Here is a 20,759-nt window from a genome sequence, read left to right as displayed (position 1 = left end):
TTATGGGAACTATCAGAACAACGCTGCCGCATGGCAGCAAGCCAAAGGAAGTCCTGAAGCGGTGGCGAGTCGAGTACCCGGCTAAGTTTGAGCGGATATTCGAGAATGGGGACCTGATCACGCGGGTCGCTTCCGATGAAGCTGATATAGCTTGGGGCGAGTGTATTGCCGAGGCTCTCATTGAAGAAGTGAAAGACACCCCTAGGAAGTGGGTGTGCATAATTGCTTCTGACCGTGCCTATCGCTGCGTGCTCTGGGAGGCCGGGGAAATTCGCCGTGATGAAGTTGTCGATGCAACGGAACTGTCTGAATGGTTACAGGTACATCCATCTGAGCGCATATTTTCTACAACTGAATTGCCTGTTCGGGGTGTAGAGACAACGATAATTGAGGCTTTAAATCTAAAGCCTGATGACTTTGAACTCATAGAGTTTCGTGGGTCTGCATTGTCAAGAATGGTTAAGCCATCTCTTGTCTGTTTAGCAGGTATTGCGGCAGCTACATGGTTTCTATGGCCTGAACCGCCGCCGCCGCCTCCGCCGGAAGTGATGGATCCCTGGTATGCCTATCGCGCAGCATGGACAGATGTGCAGCTTGCTGGAGATGTGGTTAGTGAGTTAGGTGTGACGTGCGCGAAATTTGGAACTATCCCTGTAGTCACGGATTTACCTGTGGGGACAATCGAGCCAGGCAGCATTAATATGGTATTGCCTGACGTTGTGATCGATAGAAATGTGTTAAATGCATGGGCGGAAAAAAATATCCTAGCTATGTCTTTCAGTGGGTCATCACCATTTATTCGCGTGCCTGTCCCTCTGAGTTCCTATTGGAGTTCACATCACACCAGTTTCAAGGCGCTTGATGACAAAGTTTTTGAGATATTTTCAAAGCTTTCACTAATTTCGGCTTTGAAAGCTAGCTATGAACCCATTGAAACTAATGGAGTATGGGCAAGCAGAAAGGCCAGTCTGACCATCGCGAAAGCAAATCCTTGGTTCATTAACGAGCTTGGTAATGCCCTGAAAGGAATGCCAATTAAGTTAGAATCAGCGACATTTAGCATTAGCAAGGAAGGGGAATGCACCCTAAATAATGCGGTAATTCAGTTTGGAGGTGGCGCACAATGAACGAACAAAATAAAAAAATTAGCACTAAAAAATTGGTGACCTATTTAGGGCTGCTTTCTGTAGCATGTGCAAGTGCGGTTTATTTATATCAGGCTCAAGAAAATAGACAGGCTAAACGAAATGAGCGACTTAATGCGCTTATCGCACAGTCAGAGCAGCGTTCCCAGGCATCAACTCCGGTTGATTCAGGGAGCAATGTCTCAAGCCAAAACGTGATTGAACCCCCGTCAGCAGTAAGGCTGCCGAATTTACCGGAAAACATCCAGGAGCTGATGCGCCTCGGTGAAAGAAGGGCTAAGGCTGAGGCTTTACTGGCAACAAGCACGGTGGAAGAGTTGGTTGAGAGTAACGCCGCCAAGAAAAAAATTGCATCCGAGAAGCCTGCCAAAAGCTCCCCCCCTCCTGGGGCCTTCTTGCTACAGGACGAATTGCCTGTAGGCGCAACCGTGTCACCAAGTGCTCCAATGCCTGTTGGAACGGGGATCGCATTTAATGAGCCCAAGGTGATGGATTCCCCCGGTAGCAAACTTGACAGACTCACTCTGCGATATGCGGCCCGCGTAGATGGGATATTGACCGCGTATGTATCAATTGGTGAGTCTGGAAGAATGACCCCTGCTCAGATAGGTAAGACAATCGACGGGATCAAGATTACTTCCCTGAATGACAGGCAGTTATGTGCAAGCCAAGGAAAATTGGCTCGCTGCATTAATATGGCCTATTGACGGTTGGGGTATTTATATGAATATGGCAATTAAAAGCACAGTGTCTTTAATTGATGATGATGAAATCCTAGCTCTTTGCCGGGAGGACAAAAGTTGCTTTGTTGATGAGAACTGGGTCGTTTACACCTCAGATCCAAAGAGCGACAACTTAAATACAATAATTGCTAAGGTTAAGGTTCTGCTGCATGGCAAGGAACCTAAGATTAATCTGGCCGACAGCGAAGTAGTATTGAATGCCTTACAGGTTGGCTCAACTCTAAGTGTCGAGTCCACCCACCAGAGCACTAAGCACGCCACTGATGTTGCACCAACCCAAGTTGAAGACCGCTTGATGGGATTGCTGGCTAGATGCATCAAAATGGGTGGCTCTGATATACACATTTTAGTGAAAGGACAGAAAACACTAATAAAGTGCCGTATTGATGGGCGCCTAGTTGACATATCTGCGCCACAGACAAAGGAATATGGTGCAGAACTGACGGCTTATGTGTTCAATGGTCACAGTGGCTCAGAGGAAAGCTATTCAGCATTAATCCCAAATGCAGGAAGCTTTAGCAAGATCATAGCTGTGAATAATGTTCAGAAGGCATGGGACTGGCGGACATCAATGCTACCAGTTAGCAGCAGTAGCGATGACAAAGATTGTACCAAAACCGTACTGAGATTGTTGACTCCCATTCGAGATGATATTCCTTCGTTCGCAGATATGGGGATGGATGATGATCATGTCAAAATCATCGAGCTTGCATTTAAACAGCCTCAAGGGGCCATTCTATTTTCTGGGCCTACCGGTTCAGGTAAAACCACTGTTGCTATGGCTGGATTATCAACAATTGAGGATGGCCGAAACATTAATACCCTTGAAGACCCTCCCGAATGGACTCTTGACGGGGTATCTCAAACGCGAATCGATTATGGTCTTACGAAGAAAGGTAAAGAACGAGACTTTGCGTATTACGGGAAGGTTATGCTCAGGCAAGATCCTGATGTGATTTACTTTGGCGAGGTGCGTGACCAGAAAAGTGCTGCGGAATTTACTCACCTTTCTGAATCCGGGCACTTGTTAATCGGAACAACACATACGTCAAGTGCGACCGGTATTGCAACAAAACTGGTAGAGCACTTACGTGTTCCATCAGTTATTGCAAGTAGCCCTGATGTATTTTCAGTTTTCTCGCATCAGCGGTTAATAAGAGTTCTTTGCCCGCATTGCTCAATACCACATGAAAAGGCAACTGAGGAGCAGCAGACCACCTTACGCAAAGCACTAGGCGATGACCTGGGCCACGCTAGAGTGAAAAATAGCAGTGGCTGCGGCAAATGTGTCTCAGGTGAAAAGGGAAGAACATTGGTAATGGAGGTCATTGTATTAACTGATGATGACCGCCAATTTATAGCTAAAGGTGATGCGTTGGCATGGAAGATTCATTTAATACAAAACGGGTGGAAAAACATCCGGCACTATGCTCTTAAGAAAGTAAGGGATGGTATTTGCGATATTCATTCTGCTGCCGAGCAAGTTAAGGAGCTGCTGTGAATTTTGACACTATTTCAAAGAAGTGGCTCCAGTTGGTTTTTTTTAAAACCAACCAAATTGAATTCCTCGAGGATTTTAGGGAGCTAATAAACTCTGGCATTGATGAAAAGGATATATGCATCAACTTGGTTGAGTTCGGTTCTGCATCAGCCAAGGCGCTCGCAGGTGACATGCTGATGGCTATCAGAAATGGTCGGCCGGTTACATCTGGAATGCAAGGGTGGTTCTCTCCAATAATAATATCTACAATTTCAGCCGGTCAAGAAACCGGTGACATAGACATGGGGCTTGATGTTGGAATCAACACCATCAGAGATGCATCTGGATTAACTTTAGATATTTTAAATGCAGTAAAGTATCCAGCATTAATGATTGTCGGGCTGTTGATAGTGGCGGGTGGTCCGTCCTATGAATATATGCTGGACATGCAAAATAGACTACCGCTCTACAAATGGGGTGGTATATCACAAGTGGCATGGGGCCTTGCTGAATTCAGTCACAACTGGATGTTCTCGATGTTATGTATGAGCATCACAGGCCTCATAGGATTGATGTGGATGTTACCTAATGTTTCTAACAGAGAGTCACTTGATAACTCCATTGTATTTAAGCAGTATAGGGATCTGAATGCGATAGCTGTATTAGCTAGCGTGTCCAGTCTTATGAGGGCCGGGGTCGGCATTAATGATTGCTTGAGCATTATTGGGCATGGCTCAAGTCGTTGGCTGCGAGCAAAAATTCAGAAGATAAAGTTGAAGATTGCATCAGGGAAGAAAAACTATGGTGATGTTTTTGATGTGGGATTGCTTGGTCAAGCTGAAATTCAAAGGATTAAGATTTTAAGTAATAGTGAAGACATTCCATCGGTGCTAATGCAAAGCTCGATGAGACAGCGAAGGAGGCTTAAAAAACAGATTATTAGTTTGGGAAAGTTGGCAAACTTGCTGACTATGATGGCTGCAGGTTGCGGTATGGCTGTATTGGCCGGTGGTATATATCTCGTAGTGGCGCAGTCCGCTAGAGTTACTTATTAATATATAAGGGTTGAATGATGAACTACGTAAGTCAGAACAATAAAAAAATGGTTTCAAAAAAACAAGGCGGCTTCACATTGATCGAGTTTTCCATTGTGGTAGCTATTGCGGCCGTCCTCTTGGTGGTCGTTCTTCAAGTTGCTGAAGGTGTCAAATATCAAACTAAGCAAGAGTCTCTCATAAAGCAGATGCAGCAAATTACAACAGCAACGGAACGTTGGAAAAAAGGAAGACCGAATAAAAACGGTGTGAGCATGAGCGTCCTATGTGCGACTGGCTCTAAACTGCTTGATGCCAGCGTCTGTGGTACAGCCAAAGATGGTAAGGCGGCAAATGCTTTTGGTGGTGATATCACGGTTGTAGCTAATACCACTAACCCCAGTCTGGTTGATATCACTATGGCGGGCCTGCCGGCAGATTACATTACCGATCTTGCAGACACCTTGGCCCCTATGACTACTGGGCGTTGTCAGACGGCTACAGGCTGCACAACCATTACCGTCACTGGTAGTAGTGTTAAGGGAACGATGTAAATTATCTTTGCTATGGAGGTGGCATTGCCGCCTCCATGTTTTTTGAACATGACAGGTCAATTTATGAAAAAATATAGTGGTTTCACGTTGATTGAGTTTTCGGTGGCTATAGCTGTTTTTGTCACTATCTCATTTGGCGTGGCTGCTATTAGGTATAACGCTGACATCGTTGAGCAATCTATAAAGGTTCATGGTATTGCCTCTGATGTGAATTCGGGAATTAACACTACCCTGCGACTTAAGGTGTCAAGTGGTTGCCTGACTAGCATTAGCATTTCCCATACTGATTTAATTACAACAGGTGTGCCACAAACGTCTGTATATCCTGCGCCATGGGTGACAAGTTTCGCTTTTGGATATCGTGGGGGTGAACCTGTTTCTGTTATCGTTTCAATAGATGTAAGAAATGCTGCTCTTGCCGGTGAGCTATATACTGACTCAGGTGCTGACTATATTTCAGCTAGCACATTATCATATCAGTTTCCTATTAAGTCTCCGAGACTATCTTCGTTTGGAGAGATGTATAGGAGTTCAACAAATTGCTGGGCACATGGCATTGGAGATAAATAATGCGTAGGAGCCAGAGTGGATTTACGCTCATTGAACTTTCAATAGTTCTTCCAGTTTTAATTTTTGTCGGCATGATCATTTTCAATGAGCTGAGACAACAAAGAATTGAATCTGCTGCTGTGCAGCAAGGCAATCGCATTACTGAGCTGTTTTCAAAAGCGGCTGAAAGGTATCAGGTCTTGGCAAAAAGTAATAACACTGTCACGCCGACCAACTTTCCATCCTCTATCCAGGTACTAATTAATGAAGGGTACATTAGGAACTGTACTGCAAGTGACGCGAGTGCGGGTAACTGCCGGCCAATGACAGAGACTCTTTGGGGGGATGCTATATCTGTTAGAACTTATGGGGTTGCTGGGAATCCAACAATTCCACGGTTCGAATTGACCATTCCACTCGCAAAGGTCCCAGCTGACCACCGAAATGATGTTGCCGCTGGATTACTGTCATCTCTGCCTTTTGCTACAGTATCTGGCACAAATATTGTTGCCGAAATTGGTCGGCCAGGCACCGAAGTTTCTCACGATAACTTTTATATGCTGGATGGATCAAGGGCGCTAAAAGGGGACATGAATGCAGCTGGTTATGCTATCGAGAACGTAAAGGATCTTTCAATCACAGGTCTAACAAACCGTACCGTACTTTCCGGGCTGGCATGGGGGAATGTTCAACAAAACAACCAAGTTGTTTCACTTGTCTCTTGTCCAGCAAATCGTGGAACTCGAAAAGTAAATGTGATCCCTCTGTCATATAGCAAAAACGGTTTCCCGTTTAACAACATGGGGGCTGTGGAAGGGCGGTTTGATGGGACCAGGGCATATGTCCGAATATGGGAGACTGACCAGAATGGAACTCAGGCATGGTTTATTCCTGCTCCTGCAAATGCATCCGTCTTGGTCCAACAACAATGCAGCAAATAACTGGCTATAAATACACCAATAAAGGAGATCTGAATGAAGCTTCGTAACGATAATGACCCTTCTCGATATAGCTTGGCAATTATTGCGATAACGTTGTTATTTTGTGGCAAAGCGTACTCTGGCGTCGATGAAGTTTGGGCGGCCTCGCCGGCAACTTATGATACCCAGTGGGCTCAAGCCTATGCTGCCGCAGTCAATCCCTCGTTTTCTGGAACGGGCGGTCGAGTTGACCTCTATAGCGGATCCTCCACGGCAGTGAGTATCACTGTGCCTTCCACCGTCAATGTGCTCTATGTCAGTTTTGACTTAGATGGTCGGGGAATCACTCAGTTGATGTTCGACCTTCAAGAAGCCGTCACTAGAGGGGATGTGCGAATCTACAACCGGGGAGGTGAAAACGCTGATAGGCCCTATGACGCTCTCATCAAAGTGAGCCGGTCTGGTGTGGGGGTGACGCTGCAGGGGCAAGGCGTTTGGACTGGCGCTCCAGTAATAAAACGTGTTGTAGGATACAGTCTATAGCAGGGCTTGTAGCTGGCCCCCACAAGCCCATTTTCATCACCAGGGGGCGAGCAGCTTGGCAATCATGTAGCCAACCTAGGAGCCCCAAGTCGTATTTGATGGGACGAGAACCACACTGGTTGGAGAGGTAGTGTGGTTCATAATGACCGATAGTTATCGATAGCGGGCATCTAATACCAGCGTATCGTTGAGTGGATTACCTCAGAAGGAGTCTTATTGATCCTATAACTTGCTCCAGGCGGAATCATTACCGTGCCACTCGAGACCCAATTTCCGCCAGCACCATCCCCCCTTCCGAACGACGCTCCACGTACACCGTTCACATAGAGATCAATTGCCCAAGGAATATCCTTTCCGATAGAACCTCGGACCGTCATCAACATCGGTTTGCCAGTCGTGTTGGTGTATGAAACACCACTATTTATCGAAGAATCGTCAGTTGTACTGAAGGTAATCAGGGACATGCTATTCGCAGGATTAACAGGCTTGGCATACTGCTGCGCCCACAAAATGTCCTGGGTCGCCGGCGAGGTGGCCCAAATATCATCCACGCTTGCTGTCACGGCCCCACCGTAACAAGCCAGCAACGCTACTGTTAACATGTTGCTTGTGTAGCGAGAAGGGTCATTATCGCGCTACTCATTTTTCTACATGACACTGTTGCAAAGCGGATCCTGAAACTAGGGGGTGGAGTCAACCCTGGTTTGATTGCCAACAATTCAACCAGCTAATGTCAGTGACCAGGATGATGGGAGCAAACGAGCATAGGGCACATGAACGGGCGCATGGCTAAGGGAAGGACATATAAGCTTTGGCTCATCGGTGCCTGTCGCTGGTCGGTTGGAGCCCTGGATAGGACTTGTGCCCGCCGGCTGCGGTGCTGCCTCTGTTCTGGCCGGTGGTCACCCGGACGGCAGGAATAGGCCTTGGGCTCGATGGCCGCGGTAGGGCCCCTGGTGCCGCCCTGCTGCCTCTGTTCTGGCCGGTGGTCACCCGGACGGCAGGAATAGGCCTTGGGCTCGATGGCCGCGGTAGGGCCCCTGGTGCCGGCCGGTGGCCACCCGGGCGGCAGGGATAGGCCTTGGGCTCGCCGGCCGCGGTGATGCCTCTGTTCTGGCCGGTGGTCACCCGGACGGCAGGAATAGGCCTTGGGCTCGATGGCCGCGGTAGGGCCCCTGGTGCCGGCCGGTGGCCACCCGGGCGGCAGGGATAGGCCTTGGGCTCGCCGGCCGCGGTGATGCCCCATGTTCTGGACGGTGGCCACCCGGAAGCTTGAGATAGGCCTTGTGTTCTCCGGCGGCGTAAAGGACCTTTGTGCCGAGCAGCTGGTAGAGGCCACTAGCGCGGATCTCACCAGACACCGAGTGGCAGGGTGCTTATAGACTGCCGAGGAAGCCACACCATGGGCAATCGGCGAATAGCCTATGGGCATCTTGGCAGTCAGGGTTCATCAGTAATTCAGAGGGAGCAAATGAAGCCAAAAACTGAAATTAAATGTTGACTATGTATGATGATAGTCATATTCTATTTCTGCGGATCAAAATCTAGGAGTGGGGCAAAGTGAAAAAGCTACTGCTAATGGATGAAAAATATATTCGTTTGTTGATTGAAAACACTAAGAGTACAAACCCAGCGGTTGCTGATGCGCTGGTAGATCATTTACTTTATGGTCTTGCACAAGAGCAAACAGCTAAGAAATACGGCCTTTCCTCTCAATCACAAGTGTCAAGGCTAAAAGGAAGTGTAATAAAACTGGATAATCTAATTAGAACGTCACTGGCAATGAAAGATAAATTTGAACAAAATAAGGGATGATATGAAAAAGACTGTTGTTGCCGCGCTGCTTATGTCTGCAATTACGCCTGCTCACGCCATTTTCAATGGCGCAGAAATTAACTCACCTGAGTTTGTGCGGGTGGGTGGGACTTGCTCTGGGACCGTAATCGCTGGGAAATGGGTTGTAACAGCGGCCCACTGTGGTGATCTGACAGGCCAGACTGTCAGTAACATCGATGTAAGTGTGGCGAATATTAAGCGCACAGTAATTCATCCTATGCATGATGGCAGCGTGCCGCGTGTATATGATGTTTCATTGCTGGAGCTGGATAAAAAAATGCCGGCAACAGCAAAAGTTATTAACACAGAACCAGCGGTCGGCTCTACCCAGTTAATTGCTGGCTGGTCTAGCCTCTCTGGTGGAAAACTGAAAGGTGCTTCAAATGTGACTGTAGGTAAAGCAGACGCAAGATGGTCACCAGATGCTTACGAACTGAAATATGACACCGTAAACGGGATTGGTACTGGCACCTCGCAGCCCGGTGACTCCGGCGGTCCTTGCTATAACGAAGCTGGGGTTTGGGGGGTAATTCAAGGTTCTGCTGGTCAAGGTGATGGAACTTTCATTCAATCGTGCCAAGCGTTCTATAAAGCAGAAACCACTGCATGGATGCTTGAAACAATCGCTGCATGGTCTTATCCGGTCGAGGTGAAGGGCGAGGGGAGTGTTACGATCAAGGTGCAGTCCTTCCACAAGGACCCGGAAGTTTTCGCCCCTTATACCGAAGGGGATCTCGCAATCGAATCGAATACCTGCAAAAGCGGGACGGCCGCCCCTCTTGAGGAGTGCACAGTTGTTGTGAAGGGAAGCGGCAAGTTGTTCATTACAGGTAACGATCCGGTTGAGGTGAATAAAAAGACAACGCCTGTCACTCCGACTCCGGAGCCTACAGAAAATGGTGGTGGTGGTGGTGGTTCAACCGGCCCAGTTGGCCTGATAGGGCTGGCACTGGTAGCAATGGCACGTCGTTTCATAGCTAAGCAAGCCGCAAGTAGTTGATACCTACTGGTAAAAATGGCAATTTGCAATGAGGGAGGCTAAGGCCTCCCTTTTTTATTGATAGATCTTTAAGATGCGAAGCATCGAAGGCTCTTGCCACCCCAGCCAGAAAACCCCCTCATTTTTAAGCGCTCATTTTATCCCAAGGCCCCGAGTTAGAATCCCATTGTGGATAGTTGACTGACAAACATGCCACGCCTCAAAGACCGCACCACTGGGACCTAGCACTTTACGGTGTCACGGATCCAAGCAAATGGAGAGTGTTGAGTGAGATTGTTGAAGACGGTGATCAGCGTTGGGGTGTTAGCCCTTTTTTCCACAGCATCGGTAGCTGATGCCTGGCAAGAGCGTGAGATCCTGAGCCGTGTCCGAGAGCAGTTGATTCGGGTAAACAAGTTGCTCGACGAAGCTGAGAACGCGGGCATGAATAACCAAAGTCGGCTACGTATGGAGTATGGAAGCATTCGTGCCGACCTAAGCACCGTCGAAGACGGGATCTTGCAATACCTGTCTGCACCCATGGATCCGGCAGCCATAGTCCCCCTGGATGGTGGCTACACGGATTACCAAAGAGCGCATGCGTTACCCCGGCCGGACGCAAATTTGTCTCGCGAACGCGCATTACCAATGGGGTATAAGAAATGAGCGCATCTTGTTCAGGTGGAAATGTATCTCAATGCATGGCTGCTGTCGGAGCTAATTCCACATTCAGCCAAACATCAATTTTGCTTCAAGGTAGTATGTACGCGGCTGCATTCATATTTATTCTGTTCGTAGCCTATGCCTGTTATCAAGGATTGGGGACTGACAAGGTAACATATTATGGAATGTTCAAGGCTGTTATTACCGCCGTAGTTTTGAGCGCATTGATATTGCTGGTTGTTCAAGCAATTGTGCATTAATAAATTTAAGTGAGGAGTATAGGGATGCCAATGAAAAAGGTTAGTAATAGACTGAGGGGGGCGTGTCTTATGGTTGCTCTCATGGCCAGCGAGGCTAATGCGGTTGGCCTACCCACGATAAATGCCCCAGGAGGCTCAGCTAGTAATGATCCATTCACATTGATAGTAAACCTCTTTAAGTGGGGGCTTACAGTCATTGCTTTTCTACTGGTAGCGCTCATGTTTATTACCGTCGTAAAAAACGGTTGGCAAAAATACCACCAACTGGGGGAGGAGAACAGTAAGGTGACTTGGCGTGACTTGGCGAGCAACCTGGTTGCCGGGGCGTTGCTGATCTGTCTTGGTGTTGCAATGGCCAATTATGCGGTTGGTGTGTTCGGCGCGAGTGCTATTAGCTAATTCGAAAATATATAATAGGCAGGTATTACCTGCCTATTAAATGGGGATAAGTGAATGAAAAGGCTTTGTACGCAGGCTTGTAGCCTTGCAGTGATTTCCTTCCCTGCTGGTGCTGTGGGTATACCAACAATAACTCCTCCTAATGGAAATGGCGCCGGTGAAAATCCACATAATCTTGTTATCAGTCTTGTCTTGTTGGGTGTGAACCTTTTAGTCATGCTGCTCATCGTAGCTCTTCTGTTAACTGTTGCGAAGAACGCATGGCAAAAGTATCACCAGATCGGCGAGCAAGGTAGCAAGGTTACATGGCGTGATCTGGTAAGCAATATCGTGGCTGGTGCACTTTTGGTTGCGCTCGGGATATCACTGGGCGTGATGGCACTTAATATATTATAGGGCTGTGAAAATGGGGCGAGAGCACACTATACAGACTACCTTAGAGCGGCTTGATAAAAAGCCAGCTCTATGGAAAGGGTTAACAATAGATGAGTTGCTAATTGTTACATGCACAGCAATTGTGATCTGTTGTAGTACAAGTGCAATTGTTTTTTCACTGTTAATTAGCGAAGGGCTAATAGGATTTGTTATTGGGATGATTGTAAGCCTTGGCGTAATCCCCCTTGTAGCAGGGAAGATAGAATCAGCCAAAAAGAGGCATGGTCCCTTGATGTGGCTCAAGTTAAAACGATACACCCAAAAACGTGGCTGGATGAAATTTGACGGGATGATGACAGATAAAATCAAGTGGGACACTCGTCTGTCAAAGAGTAAAAATATTAACTACATTGGCCCGGTAAGGAAGTAATAATGAACAATGTGTTTGGTCGTAATAAAGGTAGGGCGAGAAATGCATTGGATAGAAGCGATGCTAGGGTTAAGGACTGGCAGCTCATATCAGGAGTTTTACTATTGATCCTGATAGCTCAGATAGTCTTAAGTGCACTCCGCCAGAATGATATTACTGTGCACATTCCCCCTGATTTATCGGCCGGCGCACAGTTTGATAGCAACACCATCCCCAAGCCCAATGTATACCTTTTCGCAAGTGAAGTTGTGAGGTCTATAAACTATTGGAAAAAAAATGGCGACAAGGAAATGCCAGAGAATCTGAACCGTTATGCTTGCTATATTTCTGAGAGCGTGAAAAGCGAACAACTCGCTTTGCACGCTCTCCGTGTTAGCGATGGTCAGTCTGCAAATAGAACTCGACGATTAAGCGAAATTACAGATCTAAAGGATGTTGAAGGATCAGTGTCTTTTGTTGGCGCGGGAATTTGGGATGTTGATTTGGACTTGCGTCTGATCGAATCGTTAGAGGGAACCCCAGTAAAGGATCACGCTCTTCGTTACCGTGTCCGTGTTGCTGCTGACAACTCTGGATCTGTGTGCAACCCATTCAACATGCGAATCACTGCCATTAATCAACCTCTTCGAATTGAGTTTGAGGGGGGAGCGCAGTGATGAAAATAAGTATCCTTGCGTCAAGCTTAGCGCTAGTTATGTCCTGCTCCGTATTTGCAGTAGAGCCAATTGAATGGCGTAGCAAGCCGATCAAGATCCCACTGCAAGTTGGAGAACAACGCCTCATACATTTCCCGGACCACGTTGTATTTGGACGACCTCGATCGCTAGCAGACAAACTCGATGCGGACAGTATGCAGGGAACCCTCTACTTAACAGCCCAGGATGAGTTTGCTCCGACCCAGGTGAAGGTGAAGTTGAATGACTCAGGAGACATTGTATTGCTCGAGCTCGTTGCAGTGCCAAAGGCTGGTGCTCCGCTCGATGAAGTGCTGATCTCCGTGCCAGGGTCCGAGGCCGGTACCGGTGCGGCTGCGGAGGCCATCTCGGGGACAGGTACCGGCTCTCAGAAGTCGGCACCTGTTGATGACAATCCCCTTGCAGGTACACCATTCGACACATCTGGAGATGCCGCAATTTCTCCAGAGGAAATGATCCAGTTTGCAGCTAGGGAGTTTTATGCCCCACCTCGTTTACGAACCAACGACCAAAGATTAAATCGAACAGCACTTAATAGTGCGGAAGATATGAGAGATCTATTTATCGATACCTCATATGGTATTTTCGATGCAACTCCAATAGCAGCTTGGCAAAGCACTTCCGGTCAGTATTTGACTGCTATAAAATTGGTTAACCGTAAATCGTCCCCGGTCAAAGTAAATCCCTTTCATTTGAATATGCAATATTCCTATGCTGCCGCACAACATATCCAGCTGAATCAGAATAACGTACCTGGAGACACTACCATGCTTTATGTAATCTCCGACCGCCCCTTTAGTGACTCCCGGTATGAAAGCCCTGCTCCATGGGCTCCTGTGGCGTCATCACAACCAGCTGTGAATCAGTATCACCGCCAGGGGAGCAATAAATGAGTGGTGTAATGGTAGGGGAAAACCCAATGCTCAAGATTGGCGCTGGAGCGGTGTTAGTGGGCGCCATCGTAGCTGGATACGCGGCCTTCACCGCTCCAGAGAATAACCATGCTGACACTATTAAAGCGGAGCAGGGGGAGGGGGAGGGAAAGGTTACCATTGACCGCAGGCACACACGCCTTGGTGCTGACGCGGATACGCCAGAAACATCTGTTGAAGCACTAGCTAAAGCAGTAACAGACTTGAGCTCTCGCTTAGTACAGGTTGAAGAAGGGAAGAATACTTCAAGGAATTCACCGCCTCCAGTTGCACCGCCCATGGAGGCCGATAGCCCGACTGTTTTAGCGCTGAAGCAAAAGATCGAAGAGCTGGAGATGAAGCTGTCGACCAAAGAGAATTCAGAACCACAGCAGCCGGCGGCGACTGAAACGGTCGTGGACCCTTATCCAGAGCGAACCCAACCAGGGAAAGATTTCGGGTTGGAACAAGATGAAACGCCTGCAGGTAATGGAAGAAAAACCATTGACTTGCCTACGGTGCCAAACCTATTTAACCCAAATGGGAGCGGATCACAATCTGTTGGCCCTATATCACTGCCTGCTGATGGAGACGAGAGTTTGGAGTGGATTGTACCATCAGATGCTCAGCGAGTCGTTGATGAACAGACTGGGAAAGACGTACTCAAATACCCTAAGTTCAAAGGCTCCGGTTATCGGAATCTGCACACATCAAAGGGTACCAACTCAAACCTTATGACACTCTCTGATGATGAGAAAAAGGATAGCTTGATACCAATTTATACAATTCCAGAAAACTCCAGTTTTCTCGGTTCTGTAGGCGCTACAGCATTGATAGGTCGAGTTCCACTTAATAATCAAGTAACTGATCCATTCCCATTCAAAGTTGTAGTAGGCCAAAAAAACCTGGCTACCAACGGTATCAAAATCCCAAACCTTCAAGGGATGGTAGTATCCGGCTTAGCAAGAGGAGACTATACCTTAAAGTGTTTATATGGACAGATTAACAGCGTCACCTACACCTTTACTGATGGGACCATTCGCACTGTTTCTAGCAAAGGTAAGGAAGAAGGAGGGATAGGATATTTAGCTGATTACCAAGGTGTACCTTGCATATCTGGTAAGTACATTACTAACTTACCCTCCTATCTAGCTCAGACAATGGGCATTAATACATTCGCCGGGGCGGCTGAAGCATTTGCGAATGGGCAAGCGGAGATTACAAAGAATACTGATGGTAGTTCAAGTTCGTCAATAGTCGGCGAAAGTAACAGCATAAATTACATGCTTGGGAAAGGAATTGGAAAGGGGGTCCAATCAGGGTCTGAAGCACTTGCTGAACGTCAGCAAGGGGCATATGACGCTGTTTACGTACCTCCTGGAACCAGAGTAGAAATTCACCTTACCAGCCAAATAGACATTGATTATGATAAAAAAGGACGCAAGGTATCCCATGTTCAACAAACGAATCACTACAGCAACAATCGTGGTTTTGATTAACGCCGTCCTTGCTGGTTGTGCTAGTAAGGACGATGTAATTCCAAAATCTGACATCACCGCTGAAATGGTTTTTGATCAGACCATGGGGGGTGGCGCAAGTGCGCGTGATTATCGCATTATGACAACCCCTCAAATGGTTGGCGTCCAACCTGACATTGATGTGTATGAGTTGCATAACTCACCAAAACCACGTTATCAGGTGCTCCCGAATCCAACGCTTTATATTTTTGTACCTGCACATCTCACGGGAAAGGGGCGATCCCCGATCCCGGCGTACATCACTGAAACAAAAATGTTTGAACGTGACGAGTATGCTCTTCCTGGTGAACTCTATCCGTTAATGGATGCTCGGTATGATCAGAGTAAAGTTGCGGCAGATAATCAGCAATATCAAGACTAAGGTGAACTCGTGAGCTTATTTCAGGAAATTAAAGATATATTTATTCCGCAAGCAAAAAAATCATCTGCTCAGCAAAACCTGAAACACTGCAGTGTACAAACAGAAGTGGATCATGAAACCAAAGAAGTATCTTATGTTGATGAGTCCCGTAAGCCATCATTTGCAAGAAAGCTTGGGCCGGTTACACAAAAACTGGTCCAGTCACATTATCGACGCAACCCTAATAGCTTTGCCGATAGGCTTTCAATCACCGAATACCTAGAAGAAAGTAAAACCTTTATGCTTGAGGACTGTTATTCTCAAGCAGTAGTGTTCGCTGCATCTCCAATCGCAACAGAGGGGCGCTCCAAAGACCAAATTGCTGAACTTAGGAATACTCTTCAAGCTGCATTTAAGCAAGCATTCGGAATAGCTCATGGAGGATCTGATTGGGTTCTTCAGATATATTCATGGAAGGATGATGACCTTTATAGATATGTTGATGATATATATGCATCTATTCATGAGGAAGTTCGTGATACTGAATTCACAGAACAGTTCCTTGATGTTCTTGAGGATCATTTTCGTGGCATTAACCAGGCCGAAGGTATTTTTAAGGATGTTCAGGTCACTGGCAAACAATGGCGTGGCCAAATGCGGAGAACTTATTGTGTAATCTACAGGCGCTGCACGAAGATAGAAATGGAGTCGGCAAGTTTTGACCCGATAAATGATATTAATGAGGTTGCGGATCGTTTTTCTCATCTATTGTCATCTTCTGGCGTAAAGATTCGCCGCTTAGATGGCGAGACTGTATTTCGGTGGTTAACGGATTGGTTTAATCCCAACCCACCGATTACTAATGGTGATCGTGAGGCACTTTATCGACTGGTAGGCTACCCTAAGCGGAAAAAGGATAAGCCTTTTGGATTTAATCTGGCTGAGAGTGTTTTGTTTTCCGAGCCTATATCTGACCCTGACAATGGATGTTGGTGGTTTGATGATATGCCACATACATTCATGCGTTTTAAGGGATTAACTCAGGCTCCGGATATGGGGCAATTGACTGGTGAGGTTTCTAAAGGTACAGGGAAAAATCAACGATCGAGTTGCCTCATGGATTCTGTACCAGCCGGTGCAATGCTTGTTCAGACTATTATTTTTGTCAGCCCAACGAAAATTGATTCGCACCTCATGAGCTTGAGTTCGGCCCAAAAGGGGGAGACCCAGGAGGCGCAGCGGGCCCAGCAGGCACTCAATGAAGTTGAACTCCAACGTCAGAATGATCAGGACGTTTTCTATGCTTCGCAGGGCGTATACGTGCGCGGCGAAAATTTGGTTGATCTGCAGGACCGGTGCAAGTCACTCAAAAACAACCTCCTCTCTAACGGAGTCATGGCGCTCGACGCATCCACAGACCCCTTGATCACTGAATCTTACCCGCTGCACCTACCTGGTTGTTTCCAGCCAGAGTTGGATACGAAGCGCCAGTACATGCAGCTCTACTACTCCCAGCATTTGGCCAACATGTGTCCGATCTTTGGTCGCGAACAGGGAACAGGGAATCCAGGGCTTGTGGTATGGAATCGAGGGGGTGAGCCCCTTACGTTTGACATGTTTGGCAAAGACCGGGTTCGGGCTGCTCATGGGGTGGTTATCGGACCCCAAGGCTCAGGTAAGTCAGCCTCGTTGAACTATATGGCCGCCTCGGTGATGGCTGTGCATAGGCCACGGCTTTTCATCCTGGATAAAGGTGGGTCGTTTGAGCTGTTGAGTGAATATTTCGCCCAGCATGGCCTGACGGTTAACTACATGCGGATCAACAAGTCTGCCAAGTTTTCGCTATGCCCATTCCTCGATGCCGGCGAAGTTGTGAAGCAAATCGAAGAAGCCAAGGCGAAAGCTAAGGCGGCAGCCATGACAGCACAGCATGAGACGCCGGCTGATGATGAGGATGAAGATGAAGATGAAGATGATGCACCACGGGATCCCTTGGGTGAAATGGAGCAGTCCCTCTATATCATGGTGACAGGCGGCAATATGGAAGCATACGCCCGGATCACTCAGCTGGATAAAGCACTTATGCGTGCAGCCATTTTAGCTGCAGGGATTAAGAGTTACCGTGATGGAAAGAAAACACTGACCCAGGATGTTCGAGAAGCAATGCTCGAGATCGCGGAACGGGAGGCCAAGCTGGAACCTGACCAGCGTACCCGGTTAAAAGAGCTAGCGGCCTCGCTCGAAATGTACTGCACTGGCGAGCTGGATGCTCGAATGTTCAATACTGTTGGTGAACCCTGGCCTGATGCGGATGTAACAGTGCTTGATGTTGGCGTCTACGGTTCGGACCGATATCCAGCTCAGCTTGCTCTTGCTTACATTGGCTACATGCAGAGAGTAATTAACAAGGCGGAAGAAACACAGAACCAACGTCGTGATGTCGTGAATATTGTGGATGAAGCTCACCTCTACACCGGTAACCCCCTTCTTGGGTACCAAATAGCATTTGCTGTAAAAGTTGCCCGTAAGATAGGCCTTTGGATGTTGTTGGCCACTCAGAACGTAGAAGACTTCTCCAAAGGTGACGACATCAAGAAGGTGCTTGGTCTATTCGAGTGGTGGTTCTTGCTGAATATGGAATTCAAGGAGGTGGAGGATCTTAGCAAGTACCGAAATTTGACCCCTGAACAGAAAGTCATGATCTTGAGCTGCTCTAAGCAGCAACGGGCCTACACAGAGGGAGTTGTGATGGGTAACCCCAAGACTGTTGGCGAAATGTTGGTTCGTCAGGTGCCACCATCAATATTCTTGACTCTCGCCATGACAGACCCGAACGAAAAGAGCGAACGGCGTGCCCTGATGGAACAGTATGGGTTGTCTTCCCAGTACCAAGCCGCAGAGATGATGGCTCAAGAACTGAACCGCAAGCGGGGGCTAAAGATCAGGGCTCGCAGCTCGGACGCCGTGAGCCGCTCTCAACGCCTACAGGAGGCTTCCTGATGATGCTGGCAAGATGGCCCTGGACCGCATGGAAGAAAGCCTGGATGAAGCGCACAAACACTCTGAACCGAGGGCCTGATACTGATATCCCATATCAGCAGCCTGCAGCACTTGAGCTTAACGCAATGGTCCTGTTCGGGGATGGCCGGAATGGCATGGTTGAACGGCAGATGATTAGACATAGCTTGACGGTTTTCGTCATCCTGATCCCGCTCTTGAGCTCGCAAGTTAAAGCTACTGAAGTGCAGGTTACTCAAGTAGATGTGTTTACCGTGGATGGCCTTCGATATGACGTGGAAGGTGCTCAACTAGCTAAAAAGTTGATCGTACCAGTGCACATCCGGCAGATAGATGAAATCTACAAGCTTGAGATGGAATTGAGTGCCGGACTTCCCGCCTCTGAAGCGGAGGCTGCAGCAATCGCCACCAAACGGTTCGCAAAGCTGAGTAAAAAGAGTGTCCTTGATAAATATGCTACTACAGCAGAGTCATTGACGATGGCTCGGTCTCTAAATGTTGAGAAGGTACCTGCAGTTGTGTTTAATAAAAAATGGATTGTGTATGGCCTCGATCCGCTACAGGCCTACTCGGTCTTTGAAATGATGCGAAGCCGTGGAGAGTTGAACGGCTCGACAAGGGGGAATGGTGAATAAACTATCTCTAGGCGCGCGGATTGCAATTTTGTGCCTCATGGTCATAAGTGGAAAGGCGATGGCCATGGACGCCAATAACACTCTTCCTCATGGTGATAAGAAGGTCGAAATATTCGATCTAATAACGGACACAATGGACCTTTCATGTGTCGACTACAAAATCAAAGGAGTATGCTTCTGGCTTCACTGTGCCGGCCCATATTGTAGGGTCAGAACATCTAGTGTGGTCAGTCATTACAACCCAGATGTCATAGTCGAGACAGTATCAAATAGGGAGGCCTACCCACTCACCTGGTTGACGAAACCAATGTCACAAGTAACAGATCCACTAGCAAGGGGTCTGAATCATGGGTTCGATGTCGGGACTGGCGTCCGCGGATCGCCTACTGGTACTGCAACGAATAAGAACTTCTTCGATACGAATGTCTATGGAAACCCTGCCTTACTCGGTTTCAGGGATCTCGTGGGAAGCATGTTGAGTTTGTCTGGATTTTGTAATAGTGATGTCATGCCGTTCAACCCTTACTTCGTTTCGACTCTTGATCCGGAGTGGCGGATGGGACTTCTGGAAGCCCCATTATTGGTACTTCCATCCAACTTCAATCGCAAGATCTTTGCAAAGAGCGGAGATGCACTTAGCGGGGCTGTAGGAAGCGCACTCGGCGGGTATGGCGACATAGTTCAGTCGAGTGAACGCTTCGGGCACATATTCCCCAGAATTGGTTCCATCGTTAATCCGAACAGATATACCGGTTCAACAGTAATTGCCCAGCGGGCCGCTGATATTGTCACATCATTGAATGCACACATATATCAGAAATTACCAGACACTGCTGGTTCTGCCAAAGTATGGGCTCCAGTCCCTCCCCGTGAAGGAGATGATGAAACGGCCAAATGGCAAAGAAACTATCCACGCGGTAAGACTGGATGTAAGGCATTCCCTGCAGATTCGAGCGAGGAGTACAAGTACAGCGAGGATGACTTTTCTCCAACCCATAATTACCTCTACACACTTTGGCGACGGTATGAGTGCTGTGCCAGGAGAGGAACTTTCCTATATCGTATTTAATGAAGAGGGCCCATAATGGGCCCTTATATTATCGGGAACCTGATATCAAGGGGCCTATCGATACTTGCCAACCTGTTGTAGACAAAAGATCGTAAATATCGGTCAGCATGCGCGTAGATGAAGTGTGCCGAGCCGACATGAATTTTTCGATCAGGGCAACGGCATCTGGTTCATCAATAAAGGGGGTAACACGAGCAACAATCATTTCAAGATTACTCGATGCAAGCACCTCGTTGCTCTCTCGTAACTTGATATATGTACCAATTGTGGAGATGACAGCCTCACGATCCAATCTGGGTTCAGGTTTTTTCACTTTTTGAATGCACCTCTCTGAACATGCCGCTGCTTAGCCTGGTTATCCCCTGGTTGCTTTTGATTGATGAGCGCGATCAGCTCCATCATGCAATACAACCCTTCAACCTGTGCAGATGCTTCGGCTGAATCAAGATCTAGTGCCTGCAATTGCCCTTGAATCGCTTTCGCCATCTCTGGGTAGCTCATGTCCCAATTCATCGGCACTTGGTAATGATCTGCCGCCAATACAAGGTAGCTGAACATTTCGTGCCCGGTGTCTGCATGCTTCAGATCATCGTAGTAGACAGGCTTTGGAAGCTTGACTTGACCCATAAAACAACTCCTTCAA

At 47.6% G+C, this 20,759-nt stretch carries 23 protein-coding genes; 21 read left to right on the top strand and 2 right to left on the bottom strand.

The window, feature by feature from the left end:
* Nucleotides 1-2: 2 nt before the first annotated feature.
* The 21 genes from PG887_RS09620 (at nt 3) to PG887_RS09525 (ending at nt 20,116) form a co-directional block, all read left to right on the top strand.
* A complete protein-coding gene (locus PG887_RS09620; RefSeq protein ID WP_210538359.1) occupies nt 3-1,127 on the top strand; it encodes a hypothetical protein in 1,125 nt (374 codons plus the stop codon).
* Nucleotides 1,124-1,852, top strand: coding sequence for a hypothetical protein (locus tag PG887_RS09615; RefSeq protein ID WP_210538358.1), 729 nt, complete (start codon nt 1,124-1,126; stop codon nt 1,850-1,852). The genes PG887_RS09620 and PG887_RS09615 overlap by 4 nt, the downstream gene beginning before the upstream one ends.
* Nucleotides 1,791-3,389 carry a GspE/PulE family protein gene (locus tag PG887_RS09610; protein WP_210538357.1) on the top strand — a complete coding sequence of 533 codons (1,599 nt, stop codon included), beginning with the start codon at nt 1,791-1,793 and terminating at the stop codon, nt 3,387-3,389. Before PG887_RS09615 ends, PG887_RS09610 begins: the two co-directional genes overlap by 62 nt.
* Nucleotides 3,386-4,423, top strand: a complete 1,038-nt coding sequence (locus PG887_RS09605; protein ID WP_210538356.1) for a type II secretion system F family protein — start codon at nt 3,386-3,388, stop codon at nt 4,421-4,423. Before PG887_RS09610 ends, PG887_RS09605 begins: the two co-directional genes overlap by 4 nt.
* Before the next feature lie 17 nt (nt 4,424-4,440).
* Nucleotides 4,441-4,956, top strand: a complete 516-nt coding sequence (locus PG887_RS09600) for a prepilin-type N-terminal cleavage/methylation domain-containing protein (protein ID WP_210538355.1) — start codon at nt 4,441-4,443, stop codon at nt 4,954-4,956.
* Nucleotides 4,957-5,019: 63 nt separating this feature from the next.
* Nucleotides 5,020-5,526, top strand: coding sequence for a prepilin-type N-terminal cleavage/methylation domain-containing protein (locus tag PG887_RS09595; RefSeq protein ID WP_210538354.1), 507 nt, complete (start codon nt 5,020-5,022; stop codon nt 5,524-5,526).
* The gene (locus PG887_RS09590) at nt 5,526-6,446 is read left to right on the top strand and encodes a type II secretion system protein (protein WP_210538353.1); all 921 of its coding nucleotides are present in this window, start codon (nt 5,526-5,528) and stop codon (nt 6,444-6,446) included. The genes PG887_RS09595 and PG887_RS09590 overlap by 1 nt, the downstream gene beginning before the upstream one ends.
* A 33-nt stretch (nt 6,447-6,479) precedes the next feature.
* Nucleotides 6,480-6,968: a hypothetical protein gene (locus PG887_RS09585; protein WP_210538352.1), complete on the top strand. Its 489-nt coding sequence runs from the start codon at nt 6,480-6,482 to the stop codon at nt 6,966-6,968.
* Nucleotides 6,969-8,528: 1,560 nt separating this feature from the next.
* On the top strand, nt 8,529-8,783 hold the full coding sequence (locus PG887_RS09580) for a hypothetical protein (protein WP_210538636.1): 255 nt from the start codon (nt 8,529-8,531) through the stop codon (nt 8,781-8,783).
* Nucleotide 8,784: 1 nt separating this feature from the next.
* Nucleotides 8,785-9,804 (top strand): trypsin-like serine protease, encoded by a 1,020-nt coding sequence (locus PG887_RS09575; protein WP_210538635.1) that lies wholly within the window; start codon nt 8,785-8,787, stop codon nt 9,802-9,804.
* A 267-nt stretch (nt 9,805-10,071) separates the two neighbouring features.
* Entirely contained in the window at nt 10,072-10,449 is a 378-nt protein-coding gene (locus PG887_RS09570; protein ID WP_210538634.1) for an RAQPRD family integrative conjugative element protein, read from the top strand.
* A gap of 281 nt (nt 10,450-10,730) precedes the next feature.
* Entirely contained in the window at nt 10,731-11,105 is a 375-nt protein-coding gene (locus PG887_RS09565; protein WP_210538633.1) for a DUF2976 domain-containing protein, read from the top strand.
* A gap of 54 nt (nt 11,106-11,159) precedes the next feature.
* A complete protein-coding gene (locus PG887_RS09560; RefSeq protein WP_216945323.1) occupies nt 11,160-11,501 on the top strand; it encodes a DUF2976 domain-containing protein in 342 nt (113 codons plus the stop codon).
* A gap of 10 nt (nt 11,502-11,511) precedes the next feature.
* Complete coding sequence (locus PG887_RS22720) at nt 11,512-11,910, top strand: DUF3487 family protein (protein ID WP_210537813.1); 399 nt, start codon at nt 11,512-11,514, stop codon at nt 11,908-11,910.
* Between the two features lie 2 nt (nt 11,911-11,912).
* Nucleotides 11,913-12,566, top strand: coding sequence for a DUF2895 family protein (locus tag PG887_RS09555; RefSeq protein ID WP_210537810.1), 654 nt, complete (start codon nt 11,913-11,915; stop codon nt 12,564-12,566).
* On the top strand, nt 12,566-13,498 hold the full coding sequence (locus tag PG887_RS09550) for a TIGR03749 family integrating conjugative element protein (protein WP_210537808.1): 933 nt from the start codon (nt 12,566-12,568) through the stop codon (nt 13,496-13,498). Before PG887_RS09555 ends, PG887_RS09550 begins: the two co-directional genes overlap by 1 nt.
* Nucleotides 13,495-15,015, top strand: a complete 1,521-nt coding sequence (locus PG887_RS09545) for a TIGR03752 family integrating conjugative element protein (RefSeq protein ID WP_210537806.1) — start codon at nt 13,495-13,497, stop codon at nt 15,013-15,015. The genes PG887_RS09550 and PG887_RS09545 overlap by 4 nt, the downstream gene beginning before the upstream one ends.
* Nucleotides 14,969-15,415 carry a hypothetical protein gene (locus PG887_RS09540; protein WP_210537804.1) on the top strand — a complete coding sequence of 149 codons (447 nt, stop codon included), beginning with the start codon at nt 14,969-14,971 and terminating at the stop codon, nt 15,413-15,415. Before PG887_RS09545 ends, PG887_RS09540 begins: the two co-directional genes overlap by 47 nt.
* Nucleotides 15,416-15,424: 9 nt before the next feature.
* Nucleotides 15,425-18,394 (top strand): conjugative transfer ATPase, encoded by a 2,970-nt coding sequence (locus PG887_RS09535; protein ID WP_210537796.1) that lies wholly within the window; start codon nt 15,425-15,427, stop codon nt 18,392-18,394.
* Nucleotides 18,394-19,047 carry a DUF1525 domain-containing protein gene (locus tag PG887_RS09530; RefSeq protein WP_210537794.1) on the top strand — a complete coding sequence of 218 codons (654 nt, stop codon included), beginning with the start codon at nt 18,394-18,396 and terminating at the stop codon, nt 19,045-19,047. The genes PG887_RS09535 and PG887_RS09530 overlap by 1 nt, the downstream gene beginning before the upstream one ends.
* A 64-nt stretch (nt 19,048-19,111) precedes the next feature.
* Nucleotides 19,112-20,116, top strand: coding sequence for a TraU family protein (locus PG887_RS09525; protein ID WP_210537792.1), 1,005 nt, complete (start codon nt 19,112-19,114; stop codon nt 20,114-20,116).
* Nucleotides 20,117-20,144: 28 nt separating this feature from the next.
* Here PG887_RS09525 and PG887_RS09520 read toward each other — a convergent pair whose 3' ends face one another.
* Nucleotides 20,145-20,429, bottom strand: coding sequence for a hypothetical protein (locus tag PG887_RS09520; RefSeq protein ID WP_216945321.1), 285 nt, complete (start codon nt 20,427-20,429; stop codon nt 20,145-20,147).
* Nucleotides 20,426-20,743, bottom strand: coding sequence for a hypothetical protein (locus PG887_RS09515; RefSeq protein ID WP_210537788.1), 318 nt, complete (start codon nt 20,741-20,743; stop codon nt 20,426-20,428). The genes PG887_RS09520 and PG887_RS09515 overlap by 4 nt, the downstream gene beginning before the upstream one ends.
* Between the last annotated feature and the right edge of the window lie 16 nt (nt 20,744-20,759).

This window comes from Aeromonas sp. QDB14, assembly GCF_027707845.1.
Classification (GTDB): Bacteria; Pseudomonadota; Gammaproteobacteria; order Enterobacterales; family Aeromonadaceae; genus Aeromonas; species Aeromonas caviae.
Note: the sequence above shows the minus strand (reverse complement) of the source record. Positions and strands in the feature narration are given on the sequence as shown.